This window comes from Pseudomonas mucoides (assembly GCF_015461845.1).
Lineage (GTDB): Bacteria > Pseudomonadota > Gammaproteobacteria > Pseudomonadales > Pseudomonadaceae > Aquipseudomonas > Aquipseudomonas mucoides.
Genome location: NZ_JACOPW010000003.1, coordinates 338,705 through 357,676, shown reverse-complemented (window position 1 = coordinate 357,676; position 18,972 = coordinate 338,705). Strand labels below are relative to the sequence as shown.

At 58.3% G+C, this 18,972-nt stretch carries 16 protein-coding genes and 1 pseudogene; 15 read left to right on the top strand and 2 right to left on the bottom strand.

Translation table 11 applies throughout. The features are described from left to right. The first annotated feature begins 274 nt into the window (after window positions 1-274). The 9 genes from H8F22_RS16505 (at window position 275) to H8F22_RS16465 (ending at window position 9,280) form a co-directional block, all read left to right on the top strand. Entirely contained in the window at window positions 275-1,603 is a 1,329-nt protein-coding gene (locus H8F22_RS16505) for an OprD family porin (protein ID WP_027926476.1), read from the top strand. A gap of 405 nt (window positions 1,604-2,008) precedes the next feature. Then, window positions 2,009-3,349: an OprD family porin gene (locus H8F22_RS16500; protein WP_027926477.1), complete on the top strand. Its 1,341-nt coding sequence runs from the start codon at window positions 2,009-2,011 to the stop codon at window positions 3,347-3,349. A gap of 292 nt (window positions 3,350-3,641) precedes the next feature. Continuing rightward, window positions 3,642-4,280, top strand: coding sequence for a peroxiredoxin (locus tag H8F22_RS16495; RefSeq protein ID WP_027926478.1), 639 nt, complete (start codon window positions 3,642-3,644; stop codon window positions 4,278-4,280). 259 nt (window positions 4,281-4,539) lie between these two features. Beyond that, window positions 4,540-5,133 carry an NADPH-dependent FMN reductase gene (gene ssuE, locus H8F22_RS16490; RefSeq protein ID WP_194940464.1) on the top strand — a complete coding sequence of 198 codons (594 nt, stop codon included), beginning with the start codon at window positions 4,540-4,542 and terminating at the stop codon, window positions 5,131-5,133. Between the two features lie 89 nt (window positions 5,134-5,222). Continuing rightward, entirely contained in the window at window positions 5,223-6,188 is a 966-nt protein-coding gene (locus H8F22_RS16485; protein ID WP_027926480.1) for a sulfonate ABC transporter substrate-binding protein, read from the top strand. A gap of 26 nt (window positions 6,189-6,214) precedes the next feature. Then, on the top strand, window positions 6,215-7,363 hold the full coding sequence (gene ssuD, locus H8F22_RS16480) for an FMNH2-dependent alkanesulfonate monooxygenase (protein WP_027926481.1): 1,149 nt from the start codon (window positions 6,215-6,217) through the stop codon (window positions 7,361-7,363). 8 nt (window positions 7,364-7,371) lie between these two features. Further along, on the top strand, window positions 7,372-8,154 hold the full coding sequence (ssuC, locus tag H8F22_RS16475; protein WP_027926482.1) for an aliphatic sulfonate ABC transporter permease SsuC: 783 nt from the start codon (window positions 7,372-7,374) through the stop codon (window positions 8,152-8,154). After that, window positions 8,151-8,957, top strand: a complete 807-nt coding sequence (gene ssuB, locus H8F22_RS16470) for an aliphatic sulfonates ABC transporter ATP-binding protein (protein ID WP_059181994.1) — start codon at window positions 8,151-8,153, stop codon at window positions 8,955-8,957. The genes ssuC and ssuB overlap by 4 nt, the downstream gene beginning before the upstream one ends. Before the next feature lie 107 nt (window positions 8,958-9,064). Continuing rightward, window positions 9,065-9,280: a TOBE domain-containing protein gene (locus H8F22_RS16465; RefSeq protein ID WP_003229256.1), complete on the top strand. Its 216-nt coding sequence runs from the start codon at window positions 9,065-9,067 to the stop codon at window positions 9,278-9,280. A gap of 143 nt (window positions 9,281-9,423) precedes the next feature. Here H8F22_RS16465 and H8F22_RS16460 read toward each other — a convergent pair whose 3' ends face one another. Together H8F22_RS16460 and H8F22_RS16455 are read right to left on the bottom strand one after the other, a co-directional pair. Then, a complete protein-coding gene (locus tag H8F22_RS16460; RefSeq protein ID WP_059181995.1) occupies window positions 9,424-10,062 on the bottom strand; it encodes a TetR/AcrR family transcriptional regulator in 639 nt (212 codons plus the stop codon). Window positions 10,063-10,289: 227 nt separating this feature from the next. Then, a complete protein-coding gene (locus H8F22_RS16455; protein ID WP_017341358.1) occupies window positions 10,290-11,666 on the bottom strand; it encodes a glutamine synthetase family protein in 1,377 nt (458 codons plus the stop codon). Between the two features lie 278 nt (window positions 11,667-11,944). Between H8F22_RS16455 and H8F22_RS32665 the strand changes: the two are divergent. The 6 genes and pseudogenes from H8F22_RS32665 to H8F22_RS16430 all read left to right on the top strand — a co-directional run. Beyond that, window positions 11,945-12,235, top strand: a pseudogene (locus tag H8F22_RS32665) (gamma-glutamyl-gamma-aminobutyrate hydrolase family protein); the annotation flags it as partial. A gap of 111 nt (window positions 12,236-12,346) precedes the next feature. Further along, on the top strand, window positions 12,347-13,705 hold the full coding sequence (locus H8F22_RS16450; protein ID WP_027926485.1) for a glutamine synthetase family protein: 1,359 nt from the start codon (window positions 12,347-12,349) through the stop codon (window positions 13,703-13,705). Window positions 13,706-13,764: 59 nt separating this feature from the next. Further along, a complete protein-coding gene (locus tag H8F22_RS16445; RefSeq protein ID WP_027926486.1) occupies window positions 13,765-15,129 on the top strand; it encodes an aspartate aminotransferase family protein in 1,365 nt (454 codons plus the stop codon). 183 nt (window positions 15,130-15,312) lie between these two features. After that, window positions 15,313-16,410, top strand: a complete 1,098-nt coding sequence (locus tag H8F22_RS16440; protein ID WP_027926487.1) for a polyamine ABC transporter substrate-binding protein — start codon at window positions 15,313-15,315, stop codon at window positions 16,408-16,410. Between the two features lie 245 nt (window positions 16,411-16,655). Further along, complete coding sequence (locus tag H8F22_RS16435) at window positions 16,656-17,753, top strand: polyamine ABC transporter substrate-binding protein (protein WP_027926488.1); 1,098 nt, start codon at window positions 16,656-16,658, stop codon at window positions 17,751-17,753. Between the two features lie 73 nt (window positions 17,754-17,826). Beyond that, a complete protein-coding gene (locus H8F22_RS16430) occupies window positions 17,827-18,969 on the top strand; it encodes an ABC transporter ATP-binding protein (RefSeq protein ID WP_027926489.1) in 1,143 nt (380 codons plus the stop codon). Window positions 18,970-18,972: the final 3 nt, after the last annotated feature.

Here is an 18,972-nt window from a genome sequence, read left to right as displayed (position 1 = left end):
GCTTATGAGCTGAGGGCCCTATTCTGGGGGGCTGGGAGCGGCGCAGAGCTTAATTCCTAAAGGGTATGAGAAAAGAGGCAGCTAGTTCTTTTCAGGTTTATGACGAACTCATGACCTGCATGGACCAAAAAACGGGGGATTAGACCATGGTCGTAGACACACATAGTTACGATTGACTTGTGGGTCACGCTCTGGCGCTAATCGCGCATCTTAGGATTCCAAGCATCGACTTGGGGCCAGGAACACAAGAATTAGAAACGAGAGGAGCTAAACAATGAACAAGTCCACCTTGGCCTTGGCCGTGGCCGTAGGGGTTTTGGCGCAGCAGGCAGGCGCCGCCGGTTTCCTGGAAGACAGCAAGGCTTCCGTCAGTTCCCGCACCATGTATTTCAACAACGATAACCGTGACGGCGGTGCCGATCAGAAAGAGACCGCTGAAGGCCTCAAATTTGATTACCTGTCCGGTTTCACCCAAGGTACTGTCGGCTTCGGTATCGACGCTCAAGCACTGGTCGGTATCCATCTGGACGGCGGCAAGGGGCATCACCCGTACCCGAGCTCATTCTTCCCAAGCGACTCCGATGGTTCGGCGGCGAGTGAGTGGAGCCGTGCGGCAGCTAACGTAAAGGCACGCTTCTCCAAGACCGAGGCCCACTTGGGCGGCGCGTTGCAACCGAACATGCCGATTCTGGTCGCGAACGACAGCCGTCTGCTGCCACAGACCTTTGAGGGTGGCACGATCTCCTCGAAGGAAATCGACAACGTTACCTTCAACGTTGGTCAGTTGGAGCACGCGGCGGGTCGCGCCTCTTCCAACAGCACCGGTCTGGCCGTGGCTGGTGGTACCGAGGAGAGCAACCAGTTCCGTTACGCCGGTGCCGACTGGAAGGTCACCAAAGACCTGACTCTGCAGTACTACCACGCGAATCTGAAGGACTACTACAAACAGGACTTCCTGGGTCTGGTACATGTCTGGCCGATTGGTACCAATCAGTCCTTCAAGACGGACCTGCGCTACTTCGATAGCGGTTCCGATGGCAAGAACGGCGATGCGGGCTATCAGTTCAACAACAACGGTGGTTACGCCAAGACCCCGGGCGAGGTCGACAACAAGACCTGGAGCGCCATGTTCACCTACACCCTGGGTGGCAACGCGTTCCTGCTGGGTCATCAACGCGTCAATGATGACGGCGGTTTCGTCTACCTGAACCAGGGTAGCGTTGTGAATGACAACCGTCGCAGTGAAGAAGCGGGCGGCGCGAGCTTCTACCTGTTCACCGATTCCATGATCAACGGCTTTGTCCGGGCCGGTGAAAACACCACGTTCGGTCAGTACTCCTACGACTTCGCTGCGTTGGGTGTGCCAGGTCTGAAAGCCTCGGCCGCCTACCTGTATGGCGATAACATCAAGGCCAAAAACGGTACCAGCCCTGATCAGTCCGAGTGGGAACGCGACCTGCGTGTGGACTACACCATCCAGCAAGGCGTACTCAAAGGCTTCGGCACAACACTGCGTCATGGCACTTACCGTGGCAGCGATACCGGTATCGCCAGCCAGGACCAGACCCGTCTGATCTTCAACTACACCTACAGCTTCATGTAATACGTTTTCAGAAAAAGCCTCGCCAACTGGCGAGGCTTTTTTTTGCCTGTCAATATTCCAATAACTGCAGTTATGCGTACTTTTTATTCTTTTTGGTTTTTGTCACGGGCACCTAAAGTGGGCTCCGACCGGTCCTCATCGTGGCCGGCGTTAGTTGAAAAACCTCGTAAGTAGAACAGGTCAAGGAATTGGCTTTCATGCCGATACCTCGGATCTGTGCTGTGCAGGCATATACCTAAACGGTATTAAAAAGAAAAACAAAATTCTTTTTGGCTTTATGAAGCTGTGTATCCTGCACGGCCAAAATGACCGGCCTAGAAGGCTCGGCAACAATTGCGCGTCTTAGGATCCAGGGCATTCGACCCAGGACCAGGACCACAAGCATTAGTAATGAGGAGCGAAACAATGAACAAGTCCACCTTGGCCATCGCTGTGGCCGTTGGGGTTTTGGCGCAGCAAGCAGGCGCCGCTGGTTTCATCGAAGACAGCAAGGCCACCCTGGGGCTGCGTAACTTCTACATCAACACCGATAACCGTGACGGTACCGGTCCGAACAAAAACGAAGAGTGGGGCCAAGGCTTCGATCTGCGTTTCATCTCCGGTTACACCCAAGGCACCGTCGGCTTCGGTATCGATGCGATCGGCCTGTTGGGCGTGAAGCTGGATTCGGGCGGCGGCACCAACGGCGCGACTGCCACCTCGTACGGCGGCACTGTGTTCCCGAGCAAGTCCAACGGCGAAGCGGTTGATGACTTCTCCAGCCTGGGCCTGACGGCCAAGGCCAAGGTTTCCCAGACTGAGCTGAAACTGGGCACCTTGCAGCCGAAAAACCCGGTCATCGTGACCAACGATGGTCGTCTGCTGCCGCAAACGTGGCAGGGTGGCCAGATCACTTCTGCCGAGATCAAGGACCTGTCCCTGGTCGGTGGTCAGATCGAAGCCGTTAAAGGCCGTAACTCCAGCAACAACGAGCAGATGTCCATTTCGGGCGCGAACTCCCGTGGGACCAAATTCCGCGACAGCAACAAGTTCATCTACGCCGGTGGTGACTACAAAATCACCAAGGACCTGACGGCCCAGTACTACTACGGCAACCTGGAAGAGTTCTACAAGCAACACTTCCTGGGTCTGGTTCACAACTGGGCAATCGGCCCGGGCGTGTTGAAGTCGGATTTCCGTTACTTCAACAGCTCTGACGACGGTGCCAACGGTCACGACCCGCTGTACTACACCACTGGCAACTACAACGCGCCAAACGGTAAAGGCAAGGTCGACAACAACCTGTACAGCGGCCTGTTCCTGTATTCGGTTGCCGGTCATACCTTCGGTGGCGGTTACCAGGTCAGCAACGGCAGCAGCGACTTCCCTTGGCTGAACCAGGGTGACGGTTCGTCGAACTACACCATCACCGATTCGCAAATCCAGAAGTTCGGCCGTGCCGGCGAGAAAACCTGGCAAGCACGCTACTCGTTCGACTTCGCCAAGGTTGGCGTACCAGGCCTGACCGCCGGTATGGTTTACCTGCGCGGTGACAACATCGACACCGTCAACGCAAAAGGTGGCGAGTTGGCCAACGGCGCTTCCGAGTGGGAACGCGACTTGAGCGTTGCCTACGTCCTTCAGGACGGCCCGCTGAAGAACCTTGGTGTTGCCTGGAAAAACGCTATGTGGCGCACTGACCTGCCGGGCACTCGCTCCCAGGACGAAAACCGCCTGATCCTCAGCTACTCGATCCCGCTGTTGTAATAGCGCTCTTGTAACCGAGACAAAAAAAGCCCCGCCCGGCATCTCGCCCGGCGGGGCTTTTGCGTTTCAAGGCGGGGTCACCCCCGTAAACCCGCCTCGAAATTCCCCTCTTTTGCAGCACTCAAGGCCTTCTCGAACCTTGTGGGCGATGTTGGGCGCGTTGTCTGTTCGCGTCCAGTGAACAGATCTTTAATATTTCTTTATGATCTAAATAAATCGATATTTATTCTTTTTAATTATTCTCGGATGCAGGCAAAGTCGAGCTCAACACGCATTCACCAGGAGCAGCATCATGAGCCTCAGACTTGGCGATATCGCCCCCGACTTTGAACAGGACTCCAGCGCCGGCACCCTCCGTTTCCACGAATGGCTGGGCGATAGCTGGGGTGTGCTGTTTTCCCATCCGGCGGACTTCACCCCGGTGTGCACCACCGAATTGGGGTTCACCGCCCGGCTCAAGGACGAATTTTCCCAGCGCGGGGTCAAGGCCATCGCCCTGTCGGTTGACCCGGTGGACTCGCATCACCGGTGGATCGAGGACATCAACGAAACCCAGAACACCCTCGTCAACTTCCCGATCCTCGCCGATGCCGACCGCAAGGTGTCGGACCTGTACGACCTGATTCATCCCAACGCCAACGACACCCTGACCGTGCGCTCGCTGTTCGTGATCGACCCGAACAAAAAGATTCGGCTGACCATCACCTACCCGGCGAGTACCGGCCGCAACTTCCACGAAATCCTGCGGGTCATTGATTCGCTGCAACTCACCGATAACTACAAGGTGGCGACCCCGGCCAACTGGCAGGACGGTGATGAAGTGGTAATCGTGCCGTCGCTCAAGGACGAAGATGAAATCAAGCAACGTTTTCCCAAGGGTTATCGGACGGTGAAACCGTATCTGCGCCTGACGCCGCAGCCAAATCGCTAAACATTTTCTGCGCGGCTTGAATCGCCATCGCAATGAGGCCCTGACAGGCACTGCAGAACCCAGATCCAATAGCAGGGGATTTCAGGCCGTTTCGACGGCCTTTTTTTATGCCAGAAAAGCACTGATTTATATATCTCCATAAAGCATAACCAAATGAATAAATATGATTTATGGATATAACAATCAGCTGTTAAGGTCACTCCCATCCCAGCGAGATCGCAAACCGCGAATCGCCAACACCGTTCAAGGAATCCTCTGAATGCTGGTCGTCTCACTCGGTGGCAGTCCCAGCCAACGCTCCCGATCCGGGGTGCTGCTGGAACGCTCCCAGCGCTGGTTGCAGGAGCAAGGGGTAGAAGTGGTGAGTTACCAGATTCGGGATTTCCCGGCGGAAGACTTGCTGCACGCACGCTTCGACAGCCCCAAGGTCATCGACCTGCTGCAACAGATTGAAAACGCCGATGGCCTGCTGATCGCCACACCGGTTTACAAAGCGTCGTTCTCCGGCGCACTGAAAACCGTGCTGGACCTGCTGCCCGAGCGCGCCCTGGCCCACAAGGTCGTATTGCCAATGGCCACCGGCGGCAGCATCGCCCACATGCTGGCGGTGGACTACGCACTCAAGCCCGTGCTGTCGGCACTGAAAGCCCAGGAAATGCTTCACGGAATTTTTGCGGTAGATAGCCAGATCGCTTACGGCGAAGGCAGTGCCCAGGCGCAATTGGCGCCGGAGCTGGAACAACGATTGAACGAGTCGCTGGACCTGTTTTGCAGCGCCATGGCGCGACGGCCCAAGCCGCTCGATCCGAACCTGTTGAATGAACGTTTGTTGAGTGCTCGCTGGAGCATTTGAGCCTCACCCGACATTGATCCACTCACCTTACTCAGCCGCCAACGGCCAAGCAGGTGCAGCCAACACCCAACTGCAAAAAGGAGAGCGCTATGCGCACTGTCATTTTGCGTCGTGGTCTGGTCGCTCTGTTTGTTGCGGCTGTGTCCTTCGGCGCCATTACTCAAGCTCAAGCCGAGACGTTGCGAATCGGTTATCAAAAGTACGGCACGCTGGTGCTGCTCAAAGCCAAGGGCACCCTGGAAAAACGTCTCGCCGCCCAAGGCGTGGACGTGCAATGGACTGAATTCCCCGGCGGCCCGCAGCTGCTCGAAGGCCTGAACGTTGGCTCCATCGACTTCGGTGTGACCGGTGAAACCCCGCCGGTGTTCGCCCAGGCTGCCGGCGCCGATCTGCTCTACGTCGCCTACGAACCACCGGCGCCCCACAGCGAAGCGATCCTGGTGCCGAAGGACTCGCCGATCAAATCGGTGAAGGACCTCAAGGGCAAGAAAGTCGTGCTCAACAAAGGCTCCAACGTCCACTACCTGTTAGTGCGTGCGCTGGAAGACGCCGGCCTCAAATACACCGACATCCAGACCGTGTTCCTGCCGCCAGCCGATGCTCGCGCTGCCTTTGAGCGTGGCAGCGTCGACGCCTGGGTCATCTGGGACCCGTACCAGGCCGCTGCCGAGAAACAACTGCAAGCGCACACCTTGCGCGATGGCCAGGGCATCGTCGACAACCATCAGTTCTACCTCGCGACCAAACCTTACGCACAGAAAAATCCTGAGGTGATCAAGACCCTCGTCGAAGAAGTGCGCGCGGTCGGTGAATGGTCCAAGGCCAATCCCGAAGACGTGACCCAACAGGTGTCGCCACTGCTCGGTCTGCCGGCCGACATCACCCTGACCTCGGTGAAACGCCAGGGCTATGGCGCGCTGTTCCTCACGCCTGAAGTGGTCGCCGCGCAACAGAAAATCGCCGACACCTTCTACCAGCTCAAGCTGATTCCGAAGCCGTTGAGCATCAAAGACGTGATCTGGACGCCACCGGCAGCCGTTGCGAAAGCGCAGTAATTCGATTCTTTGAAGGAGACCACTCCATGAGCCTCAATATTTTCTGGTTCCTGCCTACCCACGGCGACGGCCATTACCTTGGCACCGCCGAAGGCGCTCGCGCCGTCGACCACGGTTACCTGCAACAAGTCGCGCAAGCGGCGGATCGATTGGGTTTCGGCGGGGTGCTGATTCCTACCGGGCGCTCCTGCGAAGACTCGTGGCTGGTAGCCGCGTCGCTGATCCCGGTGACCCAGCGTTTGAAATTCCTTGTCGCCCTGCGCCCCGGGATCATTTCCCCGACGGTGGCCGCGCGTCAGGCGGCGACCCTGGATCGTCTGTCTGGCGGTCGTGCGTTGTTTAATCTGGTCACAGGCGGTGATCCGGACGAATTGGCCGGCGACGGTTTGTTCCTCAGCCACGAAGAGCGCTATCAGGCCTCGGTGGAGTTCACCCGCATTTGGCGTCGCGTGCTCGAAGGCGAAACCGTTGATTACGACGGTCAGCACATCAGCGTGAAAGGGGCGAAATTGCTCTATCCGCCGATCCAGCAACCGCGTCCGCCGCTGTACTTCGGTGGCTCGTCGGAAGCGGCGCAAGACCTCGCGGCAGAGCAAGTGGAAATGGTCCTGACCTGGGGCGAACCGCCGGCCGCCGTGGCCGAAAAAATCGAGCAAGTGCGCGCCAAAGCGGCGAAGCTCGGTCGCACAGTGCGCTTCGGTATTCGTCTGCATGTAATCGTTCGCGAGACCAACGCCGAAGCCTGGCAAGCCGCCGATAAATTGATCTCGCATCTGGACGATGAAACCATCGCTCGTGCCCAGGCTTCGCTGGCGCGTTTCGATTCCGTCGGCCAGCAACGCATGGCCGCCCTGCATGGCGGCAGCCGCGACAACCTCGAAGTCAGCCCCAACCTGTGGGCCGGTGTCGGTCTGGTGCGTGGCGGTGCCGGTACGGCATTGGTCGGCGACGGCCCGACCGTGGCCGCCCGCGTGAAGGAGTACGCGGACCTGGGCATCGACACCTTTATCTTCTCCGGTTATCCACACCTTGAAGAGTCTTACCGCGTGGCCGAATTGCTCTTTCCGCATCTGGACATTCAACGTCCGGAGTTGCCGAAGGGGGCCAACTACGTCAGCCCGTTCGGCGAGATGGTCGCCAACGACATCCTTCCCAAAGCCGCGTCCCGGAGCTGAGGCGCGCCATGAAAAAAATCATCCACAACCTCGCGCCGTGGGCGTTGCCGGTGTTGCTGCTGGCGGTGTGGCAGTTGTCGGTATCGGCGGGCTGGTTGTCGACGCGGATCCTGCCAGCACCGATCGCCGTGATCGAAGCCGGTGTGAGCCTGGTGCGCAGCGGTGAAATCTGGACGCACCTGGCAATCAGCGGCTGGCGCGCCGCGTTGGGCTTCACTATCGGCGGCTGCATCGGCCTGGTGCTGGGCTTCATCACCGGCCTGTCGACATGGGGCGAACGCCTGATCGACAGTTCGGTGCAGATGATCCGCAACGTGCCGCACCTGGCGCTGATTCCACTGGTGATTTTGTGGTTCGGCATCGACGAGTCGGCGAAGATTTTCCTGGTGGCGCTGGGCACGTTGTTCCCGATTTACCTCAACACCTATCACGGCATCCGCAACGTCGATCCGGCACTGGTGGAGATGGCGCGCAGTTATGGCTTGTCTGGTTTCAGCCTGTTTCGCCAGGTGATTCTGCCGGGTGCGCTGCCTTCGATTCTGGTCGGTGTGCGTTTTGCGTTGGGCTTCATGTGGCTGACGCTGATCGTTGCGGAAACCATTTCGGCCAGTTCCGGTATCGGTTATCTGGCGATGAATGCCCGAGAGTTTTTGCAGACCGACGTGGTGGTGCTGGCGATTCTTCTGTACGCGGTGCTTGGCAAACTGGCCGACCTCGCGGCCCGTGGACTTGAACGCGTATGGCTGCGCTGGCACCCGGCTTATCAGGTAGTCAAAGGAGGTGCGGCATGACCGCTCAGCAACCTCCACGCCTGCTGCGCGGGATTGCGCTGGTGGTGCGCAAGCTGCAAAAAACCTTTGGCTCGCGGCAGGTATTGCGCGAGATCGATCTGCACATTCCGGCGGGCCAATTCGTTGCGGTGGTCGGGCGCAGCGGCTGCGGCAAAAGTACGTTGCTACGTTTGCTGGCGGGCCTCGACAAGCCTACGGGCGGTGACTTGCTCGCCGGCGCTGCGCCGTTGAGTGATGCGCGGGAAGACACCCGATTGATGTTCCAGGAAGCGCGTTTGCTGCCGTGGAAAAAGGTCATCGACAACGTCGGCCTCGGCCTTAATGGCGACTGGCGTGCGCAAGCCCTTGAAGCACTGGAGTCGGTCGGCCTGGCGGATCGCGCCAATGAATGGCCGGCGGCCTTGTCCGGTGGGCAAAAGCAACGTGTGGCGCTGGCCCGTGCGTTGATCCATCAACCGCGCTTGCTGCTGCTCGACGAACCGCTGGGCGCGCTGGATGCCCTGACCCGAATTGAGATGCAGCAACTGATCGAGCGGCTCTGGCGCAAGCATGGTTTCACCGTGTTGCTGGTGACCCACGACGTCAGTGAAGCGGTGGCGATTGCCGACCGGGTGATCCTGATCGAAGAGGGCGAAGTCGGCCTCGACCTGATGGTGGAACTGCCGCGCCCTCGGGTGCGCGGCTCGCATCGGCTGGCGGCACTGGAAACCGAAGTCCTCAATCGCGTCCTCGCACAGCCCGGCGAACCGCCGGAACCGGAACCCGTTTCACCCTTGCCTACGCAATTGCGTTGGGCGCAATAGACGCAGCGGCGAGTTGCAAGCTTCAAGCGGAAAGAGGAAGCAGAGCGCTTTTACTTGCTGCTTGTAGCTTGCCACTTGCAGCTCATTTCGACCTCAGGAGAAATCGTATGACTATCAAAGCCATCAACGTTCGTAACCAATTCAAAGGCTCGATCAAGGAAATCGTACTGGGCGACGTGCTGTCGGAAATCGACGTTCAGACCGCATCCGGCATCGTTACTTCGGTGATCACCACCCGCTCGGTGAAAGAGCTGGAACTGGTGGTCGGCAGTGAAGTGATTGCGTTTGTGAAATCCACTGAAGTGTCGATCGCCAAGTTGTAACTTATTCAGTGAGATCGGCGGTGCGGCCTTCGCGAGCAGACTCGCTCCTACAGGGATTTTTGTCGTACACAAATTCTGTGTGCGCTGAAGATCAACTGTAGGAGTTAGCCTGCTCGCGATGGGGCCATTAAAACCCGCGAAAATCAGGCAGGGATAACGCGCTTGTGTAAGTACGGCGGCAAGTACAACCCAAGATAAGCATCAAACACCCGCATCCCTTCCTCGGCCATCCGCGGCGTGATCTGACCATGCTGCTGCACCGAGCGCGCATAAACGCGGTCACCGAGCTCCATCGCCAGCGCAAACACATCCACGTCCGTTGGCAGCTTCGGCAATTCGAAATGGTGATCGAAAAGTTTGTGCATCAGGTCGCCCAGTTCGATGTCGTGCTGGCGGTCGGCCTGGGTGACTTCGGTCAGGCCATGCTGGGCGAGGATCAATTGGCGGGCGGCGGCGTCTTCGCTGTAGATCGCCAGCATACGCTGCTCCACGAGGCGCGACAGGTCACGCCAGCCGCTGAGGGCGCCATGATCGATGGGCGCTTGCAGGCAGGCGCGGAACGCGGCGTGGACGTCGGCCGTCAGCGCTTCAAGCAGCGCCGGGACGCTGGCGAAGAAGTGGTAGACGGAGGAGGGCGGGATCTCCGCGCGCTCGGCGACGCTGTAGATCGACAGACTGGCCACGCCCTCGGCGGCCAGCAGCGTGCGGGCGGCATCGAGTATCGAATCGATCCGCGCCTGACTGCGGGCGCGGGGTTTGCGTGGAGTGGCGAGTCGGGTCATTGAAGTCTCCTGCGGGGGCAGCGGGCATTGTACGAGCAGGGTTTGATGTTGTCTGCCAGGACGCCATCGCGAGCAAGCTCGCTCCCACAGTTGATCGATGTGAAACACAGATTTTGCGTACGCCATAGATCCCTGTGGGCGCGAGCTTGCTCGCGACCCGCCGAAGGCGGCCATAAAAAAACGCCGTAAGCTGTAAAGCCGACGGCGTTCTTTTTTACTGCAACCGCTTACACGGTATGCAGGTACCAGTTGTACTCAAGGTCGGAGATGGAGTGTTCAAACTCCTCCAGCTCGCTTTCCTTACAGGCCACGAAGATATCGATGTATTTAGGATCGATGTACTTGGCCATGACTTCGCTGTCGTCCAGCTCACGCAATGCATCGCGCAGGTTGTTCGGCAGGCTTTGCTCGTTCTGCTCGTAGGAGTTGCCTTCCACGGGCGCGCCCGGCTCGATCTTGTTGGTCAGACCGTGATGCACGCCTGCCAGGACCGAAGCCATCAACAGGTATGGGTTGGCGTCGGCGCCGGCCACACGGTGTTCGATGCGTACGGCATCGGAGGAACCGGTTGGAACGCGGATCGCTACAGTACGGTTGTCCAGGCCCCAGCACGGCGAGTTCGGCACGTAGAACTGTGCGCCGAAACGACGGTAGGAGTTGACGTTCGGGCAGAGGAAAGCCATCTGCGCGGGTAGGGTCTCGAGCACACCGCCGATCGCGTGACGCAGTGCGGCGTTCTGCTCGGGATCCTCGCTGGCAAAAATGTTTTTGCCGTCTTTATCAAGAATCGAGATATGTACGTGCAGACCGTTGCCCGCCTGGCCCGGGTAAGGCTTGGCCATGAACGTGGTGTCCATTTCATGGTCGTAGGCGATGTTCTTGATCAGGCGCTTGAGCAGGACCGCGTAGTCGCAGGCCTTGATCGGGTCGGCCACGTGGTGCAGGTTCACTTCGAACTGCGCCGGGGCACTTTCCTTGACGATGGCGTCGGCCGGGATGCCTTGCTCTTTCGCACCTTCCAGAATGTCCTGGAGGCAGTCGACGTATTCGTCGAGGTCGTCGATCAGGTAGACCTGAGTCGAGTGCGGGCGTTTGCCGGAGATCGGCGAGCGCGGAGGTTGTGGGCGGCCGTTCACGTTCTCCTGGTCGATCAGGTAGAACTCCAGTTCGAAGGCTGCGCAGATGGTCAGGCCCATCTCGTCGAACTTGGTCACAACTTGACGCAGGACTTCACGGGGATCCGCGAAGAAAGGGTCACCTTCGAGTTCGTGCATGGTCATCAACAGTTGCGCGGTAGGGCGCTTCTGCCAAGGCTCATTGCACAGGGTGTCAGGGATTGGATAGCAGATTCGGTCAGCATCACCGATGTCCAGGCCCAGGCCGGTGCTTTCCACCGTCGAACCATTGATATCCAGAGCAAATAGAGAGGCCGGCAGGTTGATGCCTTTCTCGTAAACCTTGTGGAGGCTGGTGCGTTCAATGCGCTTGCCGCGCACCACACCATTCATATCCGCAATCAGAAGGTCAACGTACAGAACCTCAGGATGTTCCTTAAGGAACGCGTTCGCTTCGTTAAGCTGAACGGCACGCGGGGGTACCGACATGATGCAACACCTTTGTTGTTAAAAATATCAATCATTGATCTCTTCGGATTCCAGTCAACCCGAACGGCATGCCGAAGTCAAGCGAGGCCTTTTTTGCCCTAAAAAAGCGCTCGTAAGGCTTTTTTGGGGCACTTTGGAGCGTTTTTATGCCTTTGAACGCTTTGGCTGCCGCGGGCTTGAGCGGGGCGTGTTGTATTTTTTACGGGGGTGTTGTGTAAAAAAATGAACAAGGCTAAGCTCGATTCAAACCCATAACACCAATAATACCGGGGTGCTTCATGTCTCGCCTGCCGTTAATCGGCGTCACCAACTGCTCTAGGCAGATTGGTCTGCATGCTTATCACATCAGTGGCGACACCTTCGTCCGCGCCGTGGCCTCGAAGGCTCCGGGACGGCTGGTCTTTCTGCCGTCCCTGACGGATTGCCTGTCTCCGTCCGATATTCTGGACGGCCGAGATGGCACCCCCATTACGGTTACTTCATTCAATATAGAACCGATTCACAATAGCGGCCCGGCTTTCGCTCAGGGCATTGCTCGTGATTCTGCACGCCCGGCGTTTGCCGCACCGTCCGGGGAAACACGATAGCCTGACGTAGACACCCGTTTCAACGCGACGCCGATGCGTCAACTATTGCCTGATGCGAGCAAGCGTCAGGAAACTCAAAGCCTAGAGGCATTTATGAGTAACAACCTCGACCAGCTCACCGATTGGTTGAAAGACCACAAGATCACAGAAGTCGAATGCATGATCGCCGACTTGACCGGGATCACCCGGGGCAAGATCTCGCCGACCAACAAGTTCATTGCAGAAAAAGGCATGCGCCTGCCCGAAAGCGTTCTGTTGCAGACCGTGACTGGCGACTATGTCGAAGACGACATCTATTACGAACTGCTCGACCCGGCCGACATCGACATGATCTGCCGCCCCGACCAGAACGCCGTATTCCTCGTGCCGTGGGCCATCGAGCCCACCGCCCAGGTGATCCACGACACCTACGACAAGCAAGGCAACCCGATCGAGCTGTCGCCGCGCAACGTGCTCAAAAAGGTCCTCAAACTCTATTCCGACCGCGGCTGGCAGCCCATCGTGGCGCCGGAAATGGAGTTCTACCTGACCAAGCGCAGCGACGACCCCGACTACCCGCTGCAACCGCCAATCGGCCGTTCCGGGCGTCCGGAAATCGGGCGTCAGTCGTTCTCGATCGAAGCGGCGAACGAATTCGACCCGCTGTTCGAAGACGTCTACGACTGGTGCGAATTGCAGGAACTGGACCTCGACACGCTGATCCACGAAGACGGCACGGCGCAGATGGAAATCAACTTCCGTCACGGCGATGCCCTGTCCCTGGCCGACCAGATCCTGGTGTTCAAGCGCACCATGCGTGAAGCCGCGCTCAAGCATGACGTGGCGGCGACGTTCATGGCCAAGCCCATGACCGGCGAGCCGGGCAGCGCGATGCACTTGCACCAGAGCATCATCGACATCGAAACCGGCAAGAACATCTTCTCCAATGAAGACGGGACCATGAGCCAACTGTTCCTGCACCACATCGGTGGCTTGCAGAAGCTGATCCCTGAGTTGTTACCGCTGTTCGCACCGAACGTGAACTCGTTCCGCCGCTTCCTGCCGGACACCTCGGCACCGGTGAACGTGGAGTGGGGCGAAGAGAACCGCACCGTGGGCCTGCGGGTTCCGGATGCCGGGCCGCAAAACCGTCGGGTGGAAAACCGCCTGCCGGGCGCTGACGCCAACCCGTACCTGGCGATTGCCGCGAGCTTGCTCTGCGGCTACATCGGCATGGTCGAAGGGCTCAACCCGAGCGCACCGGTGGTGGGTCGTGGCTATGAGCGCCGCAACCTGCGCCTGCCACTGACCATCGAGGACGCGCTGGAACGCATGGAAAACAGCACGACCATCGAGAAATACCTGGGCAAAAACTTCATCACTGGCTACGTCGCGGTCAAGCGGGCCGAGCATGAAAACTTCAAGCGCGTCATCAGTTCGTGGGAGCGTGAATTCCTGCTCTTCGCCGTCTGATACGCCGGGCGCCGTCGTTGTCGGGCGGCGCTTTCACCTGATTTTTTTTGGAGATTGGTATGACCAGCAATAATCCGCAAACCCGTGAATGGCAAACCCTGAGCAACGATCACCACCTGGCCCCGTTCAGCGACTTCAAGCAGCTGAAAGAGAAAGGCCCGCGCATCATCACAAACGCCAAGGGCGTTTATCTGTGGGACAGCGAAGGCAACAAGATCCTCGACGGCATGGCCGGCCTGTGGTGCGTCGCGATCGGTTACGGGCGTGATGAACTGGCCGACGCGGCCAGCAAGCAAATGCGCGAACTGCCTTACTACAACCTGTTCTTCCAGACCGCTCACCCGCCGGTACTGGAACTGGCCAAGGCCATCGCCGACATCGCGCCGCAAGGCATGAACCACGTGTTCTTCACCGGTTCCGGCTCCGAAGGCAACGACACCATGCTGCGTATGGTTCGTCACTACTGGGCGATCAAGGGCCAGCCGAAAAAGAAAGTCATCATCAGCCGCAAGAACGGTTATCACGGTTCCACCGTGGCCGGCGCGAGCTTGGGTGGCATGACGTACATGCACGAACAAGGCGACTTGCCGATCCCGGGCATCGTCCACATCGCGCAGCCGTACTGGTTCGGCGAAGGCGGCGACATGACGCCTGAAGAGTTCGGCGTCTGGGCGGCGAATCAGCTGGAAGAGAAGATTCTGGAAATCGGCGTGGACAACGTCGGCGCCTTTATTGCCGAGCCGATCCAGGGTGCCGGCGGCGTGATCATTCCGCCTGAGACCTACTGGCCGCGCATCAAGGAAATCCTCGCCAAGTACGACATCCTGTTCGTGGCAGACGAGGTGATCTGTGGTTTCGGCCGCACCGGTGAGTGGTTCGGTACCGATTACTACGACCTCAAGCCCGACATGATGACCATCGCCAAGGGCCTGACCTCCGGCTACATCCCTATGGGTGGCCTGATCGTGCGTGACGAAGTGGTTGCCGTACTGAACGAAGGCGGCGACTTCAACCACGGTTTCACCTACTCCGGTCACCCGGTGGCGGCTGCGGTGGCACTGGAAAACATCCGCATCCTGCGCGAAGAAAAAATTATCGAGCGCGTTCATGCAGAAACGGCACCCTATTTGCAAAAGCGTCTTCGGGAACTGAACGATCACCCGCTGGTGGGGGAAGTGCGTGGGGTCGGTCTGCTGGGGGCCATTGAACTGGTTCAGGACAAAGCCACGCGTAAACGTTACGAAGGCAAGGGCGTCGGCATGATCTGCCGCCAGTTCTGCTTCGACAACGGCCTGATCATGCGTGCCGTGGGCGACACCATGATCATTGCTCCGCCACTGGTGATTACACCGGCTGAAATCGACGAGTTGGTGACCAAGGCACGCAAGTGTCTGGACCTGACCCTGAGTGCGTTGCAGGGCTAAGTGCTAGGCTCTGAGCGGGGTGCGAAGCTGGCACTTCGCTCAGGGCAAATTAAGGATGGGTCTTTCCTTGAAAGCCTGCCTCGGAACTTGCCAGACTACCGGTTGTTCGGATGCCCAGTAAAAGGCCGCTGAGCACGTGGTTAAAAAGAAAAAATTGGAGCATTACTGATGAAGGCATTAGGTATGAAGATAGCTGGCAAGACCCTTCTCGCCATGTCCCTGTTGGGCGCGATGGCGGGTGCAGTTCAGGCGGACGACAAGGTGTTGCACGTCTATAACTGGTCCGATTACATCGCTCCGGACACGATCGCGAACTTTGAAAAAGAGTCCGGGATCAAGGTGGTGTACGACGTTTTCGACAGCAACGAAACCCTCGAAGCGAAGTTGCTGGCAGGCAAGTCCGGTTACGACATCGTCGTGCCGTCGAACAACTTCCTGGCCAAGCAAATCAAGGCCGGCGTTTACCAGAAGCTGGACAAGTCCAAGCTGCCTAACTGGAAAAACCTGAACCCTGAACTGCTCAAAGCAGTATCGGTGAGTGACCCGGGTAACGAGCACGCCTTCCCGTACATGTGGGGTTCGATCGGTATCGGCTTCAACGCCGAGAAGGTCAAGGCGGCACTGGGCGCCGACGCACCGACCAATTCCTGGGACCTGATCTTCAAGCCTGAAAATGCTGCCAAGTTGAAGTCGTGCGGTATCAGCCTGCTGGATTCGCCAACCGAGATGATTCCGGCGGCGTTGCACTACCTGGGCCTGCCGACCGACAGCCAGAAGAAGGAAGACATCGACAAGGCTGAAGCCCTGCTGTTGAAAGTTCGTCCTTCGATCGCCTACTTCCACTCGTCCAAGTACATCTCCGACCTGGCCAACGGCAACATCTGTGTAGCCGTGGGTTATTCGGGTGACGTGTACCAGGCCAAGTCCCGCGCGGCTGAAGCCGGTGACAAGGTGAAAGTCAGCTACAACATTCCGAAAGAAGGTGCCGGCAGCTTCTACGACATGGTCGCCATCCCTAAAGATGCCGAAAACGTCGAAGGCGCCTACAAGTTCATGACCTACCTGCAGAAGCCGGAAGTCATGGCTGCAATCACCAACGCCGTACGTTTCCCGAACGGTAACGCAGCTGCCACACCGTTGGTTGATAAAGACATCACCAGCGACCCGGGCATCTACCCGCCAGCGGACGTGATGGCCAAGCTGTACGCGATTGCCGACTTGCCGGCCGCGACCCAGCGTCTGCTGACTCGCAGCTGGACCAAGATCAAATCGGGTAAATAAGACGTAAAACCCTGTAGCAGCTGCCGCAGGCTGCGTCCGACTGCGGAGCAGTTGTGCTGTTGAAAACGCGGGAAGGTCCTTCGGACCTTAACGCCGCCTTCGGCAGCTGCTACAGGTATCTGCATAAAAGTTTTGCTGGAACGGTTTTTCGAGGGTAAGTTGCGCGCCGGTTTTGTTGCCGGGCAGCCATGGCTGTCATGTAACGCGGGGCAACTTGGGCCCAACTAATTTTAGAGGACCTCCACTTGCCTATTTTTTCTTTGTTTCGCAATGCCATGCTGGTCGCAGCCGGGTTGACGCTGGCCGTCAATGTCCAGGCCGCCGGCACCGTGCATGTTTATAACTGGTCGGACTACATCGGCTCTACCACCCTGGCAGACTTCCAGAAAGAGACCGGCATCAAGCCGGTTTACGACGTCTTCGATTCCAACGAAACCCTGGAAGGCAAGTTGCTGGCCGGGCGTACCGGTTACGACGTCGTCGTGCCGTCCAACCACTTCCTCGGCAAGCAGATCAAGGCAGGCGCTTTCCAGAAGCTCGACCGCTCCAAACTGACGAACTACGGCAACCTCGACCCGGTGCTGCTCAAGCGCCTGGAGCAGAACGATCCGGGTAACCAGTACGCTGTGCCGTATCTGTGGGGCACCAACGGCATCGGTTACAACGTCGACAAGATCAAGGCTGTGCTGGGCGTCGACAAGATTGATTCCTGGAGCGTGCTGTTCGAGCCGGAGAACATCAAGAAACTGCACAGCTGCGGTGTAGCGTTCCTCGACTCGGCTGACGAAATGATGCCCACGGTCCTCAACTACATGGGCCTGAACGCCAACAGCACCAACCCGGAAGATTACAAAAAGGCCGAAGCCAAGTTGCTGGCCGTGCGGCCTTACGTGACGTACTTCCACTCTTCCAAATACATCACCGACCTGGCCAATGGCGATATCTGCATCGCGATCGGTTTCTCCGGCGACATGTTCCAGGCTCGCAACCGTGCGAACGAAGCCAAGAAAGGCGTGAAGATCGCCTACACGATTCCGAAAGAGGGCGGCGCGCTGTGGTTCGACATGCTTGCGATTCCAAAGGACTCGGCCAACGTCAAGGAAGCCCACGCCTTCATCAACTATTTGCTGAAACCTGAGGTGATTGCCCAGGTCAGTGATTACGTCGGCTATGCCAACCCTAACCCCGGGTCGGACAAACTGATGGAACAGTCCATTCGCACCGACGAAGCGGTTTATCCACCGCAAGCAGTCCTCGACAAGACCTACGTGTCGGTCGAGTTACCACCGAACATTCAACGTTTGATGACCCGTAGCTGGACCAAGGTCAAGACGGGTAAATAGCTTCAAGGCTCAAACTATCCAAGGTTGGCTCACCTTGAGCGAACTGCACTCTTTTTTTCTGGGAGTTTCGTAAATGGCAGTTGCCTCCGGCGCCTATAAGAAAGCCCTCGAGGGCGACCAGTCACCTAAACAGGTGTTGGTCAAAATCGACCGGGTCACGAAGAAGTTCGACGAGACGATTGCCGTGGACGATGTGTCCCTGGAAATCAAGAAAGGCGAGATTTTCGCCCTGCTCGGCGGTTCGGGATCGGGCAAATCCACCTTGCTGCGCATGCTCGCAGGCTTCGAACGGCCCACGGAGGGGCGCATTTACCTCGACGGCGTCGACATCACCGAGATGCCGCCGTACGAGCGACCGATCAACATGATGTTCCAGTCGTACGCTTTGTTCCCGCACATGACCGTGGCGCAGAACATCGCCTTCGGACTCAAGCAGGACAAACTGCCGGCCGCTGAAGTCGATGCCCGCGTGGCCGACATGCTCAAGCTGGTGCAGATGAGCCAGTACGCCAAGCGCAAGCCGCATCAGTTGTCCGGTGGCCAGCGTCAGCGTGTGGCCCTGGCGCGCTCCCTGGCCAAGCGACCGAAGCTGTTGCTGCTCGATGAGCCGATGGGTGCACTGGATAAAAAGCTGCGTTCGCAAATGCAACTGGAGCTGGTCGAGATCATCGAGCGCGTCGGCGTAACCTGCGTCATGGTGACCCACGACCAGGAAGAAGCCATGACCATGGCTGAGCGCATCGCGATCATGCACCTGGGCTGGATCGCCCAGATCGGCAGCCCGATCGACATCTACGAAACCCCGACCAGTCGCCTGGTCTGCGAGTTCATCGGCAACGTCAACATCTTCGACGGTGAAGTGATCGACGACGCCGAAGGTCACGCCACCATCACCTGCAAGGACCTGGACCGCCAGATCTATGTGGGCCACGGCATCAGCACCTCGGTGCAGGACAAATCCGTGACCTACGCGATCCGCCCGGAAAAACTGCTGGTGACGCCGACCATGCCGACCTGTGAATACAACTGGTCCAGCGGCAAGGTGCACGACATCGCCTACCTCGGCGGCCACTCGGTGTTCTACGTCGAACTGCCGAGCGGCAAGATCGTCCAGTCGTTCGTCGCCAACGCCGAGCGCCGTGGCCAGCGCCCGACCTGGGGTGACCAGGTTTACGTGTACTGGGAAGACGACAGCGGCGTGGTGCTTCGTTCATGAACA

Bases quoted from the DNA above. Each gene is read 5' to 3' on its own strand.
- H8F22_RS16505 (WP_027926476.1), top strand. From the start codon at position 275: ATGAACAAGTCCACCTTGGCCTTGGCCGTGGCCGTAGGGGTTTTGGCG.
- H8F22_RS16500 (WP_027926477.1), top strand. From the start codon at position 2,009: ATGAACAAGTCCACCTTGGCCATCGCTGTGGCCGTTGGGGTTTTGGCG.
- H8F22_RS16495 (WP_027926478.1), top strand. From the start codon at position 3,642: ATGAGCCTCAGACTTGGCGATATCGCCCCCGACTTTGAACAGGACTCC.
- ssuE (WP_194940464.1), top strand. From the start codon at position 4,540: ATGCTGGTCGTCTCACTCGGTGGCAGTCCCAGCCAACGCTCCCGATCC.
- H8F22_RS16485 (WP_027926480.1), top strand. From the start codon at position 5,223: ATGCGCACTGTCATTTTGCGTCGTGGTCTGGTCGCTCTGTTTGTTGCG.
- ssuD (WP_027926481.1), top strand. From the start codon at position 6,215: ATGAGCCTCAATATTTTCTGGTTCCTGCCTACCCACGGCGACGGCCAT.
- ssuC (WP_027926482.1), top strand. From the start codon at position 7,372: ATGAAAAAAATCATCCACAACCTCGCGCCGTGGGCGTTGCCGGTGTTG.
- ssuB (WP_059181994.1), top strand. From the start codon at position 8,151: ATGACCGCTCAGCAACCTCCACGCCTGCTGCGCGGGATTGCGCTGGTG.
- H8F22_RS16465 (WP_003229256.1), top strand. From the start codon at position 9,065: ATGACTATCAAAGCCATCAACGTTCGTAACCAATTCAAAGGCTCGATC.
- H8F22_RS16460 (WP_059181995.1), bottom strand. From the start codon at position 10,062: ATGACCCGACTCGCCACTCCACGCAAACCCCGCGCCCGCAGTCAGGCG.
- H8F22_RS16455 (WP_017341358.1), bottom strand. From the start codon at position 11,666: ATGTCGGTACCCCCGCGTGCCGTTCAGCTTAACGAAGCGAACGCGTTC.
- H8F22_RS16450 (WP_027926485.1), top strand. From the start codon at position 12,347: ATGAGTAACAACCTCGACCAGCTCACCGATTGGTTGAAAGACCACAAG.
- H8F22_RS16445 (WP_027926486.1), top strand. From the start codon at position 13,765: ATGACCAGCAATAATCCGCAAACCCGTGAATGGCAAACCCTGAGCAAC.
- H8F22_RS16440 (WP_027926487.1), top strand. From the start codon at position 15,313: ATGAAGATAGCTGGCAAGACCCTTCTCGCCATGTCCCTGTTGGGCGCG.
- H8F22_RS16430 (WP_027926489.1), top strand. From the start codon at position 17,827: ATGGCAGTTGCCTCCGGCGCCTATAAGAAAGCCCTCGAGGGCGACCAG.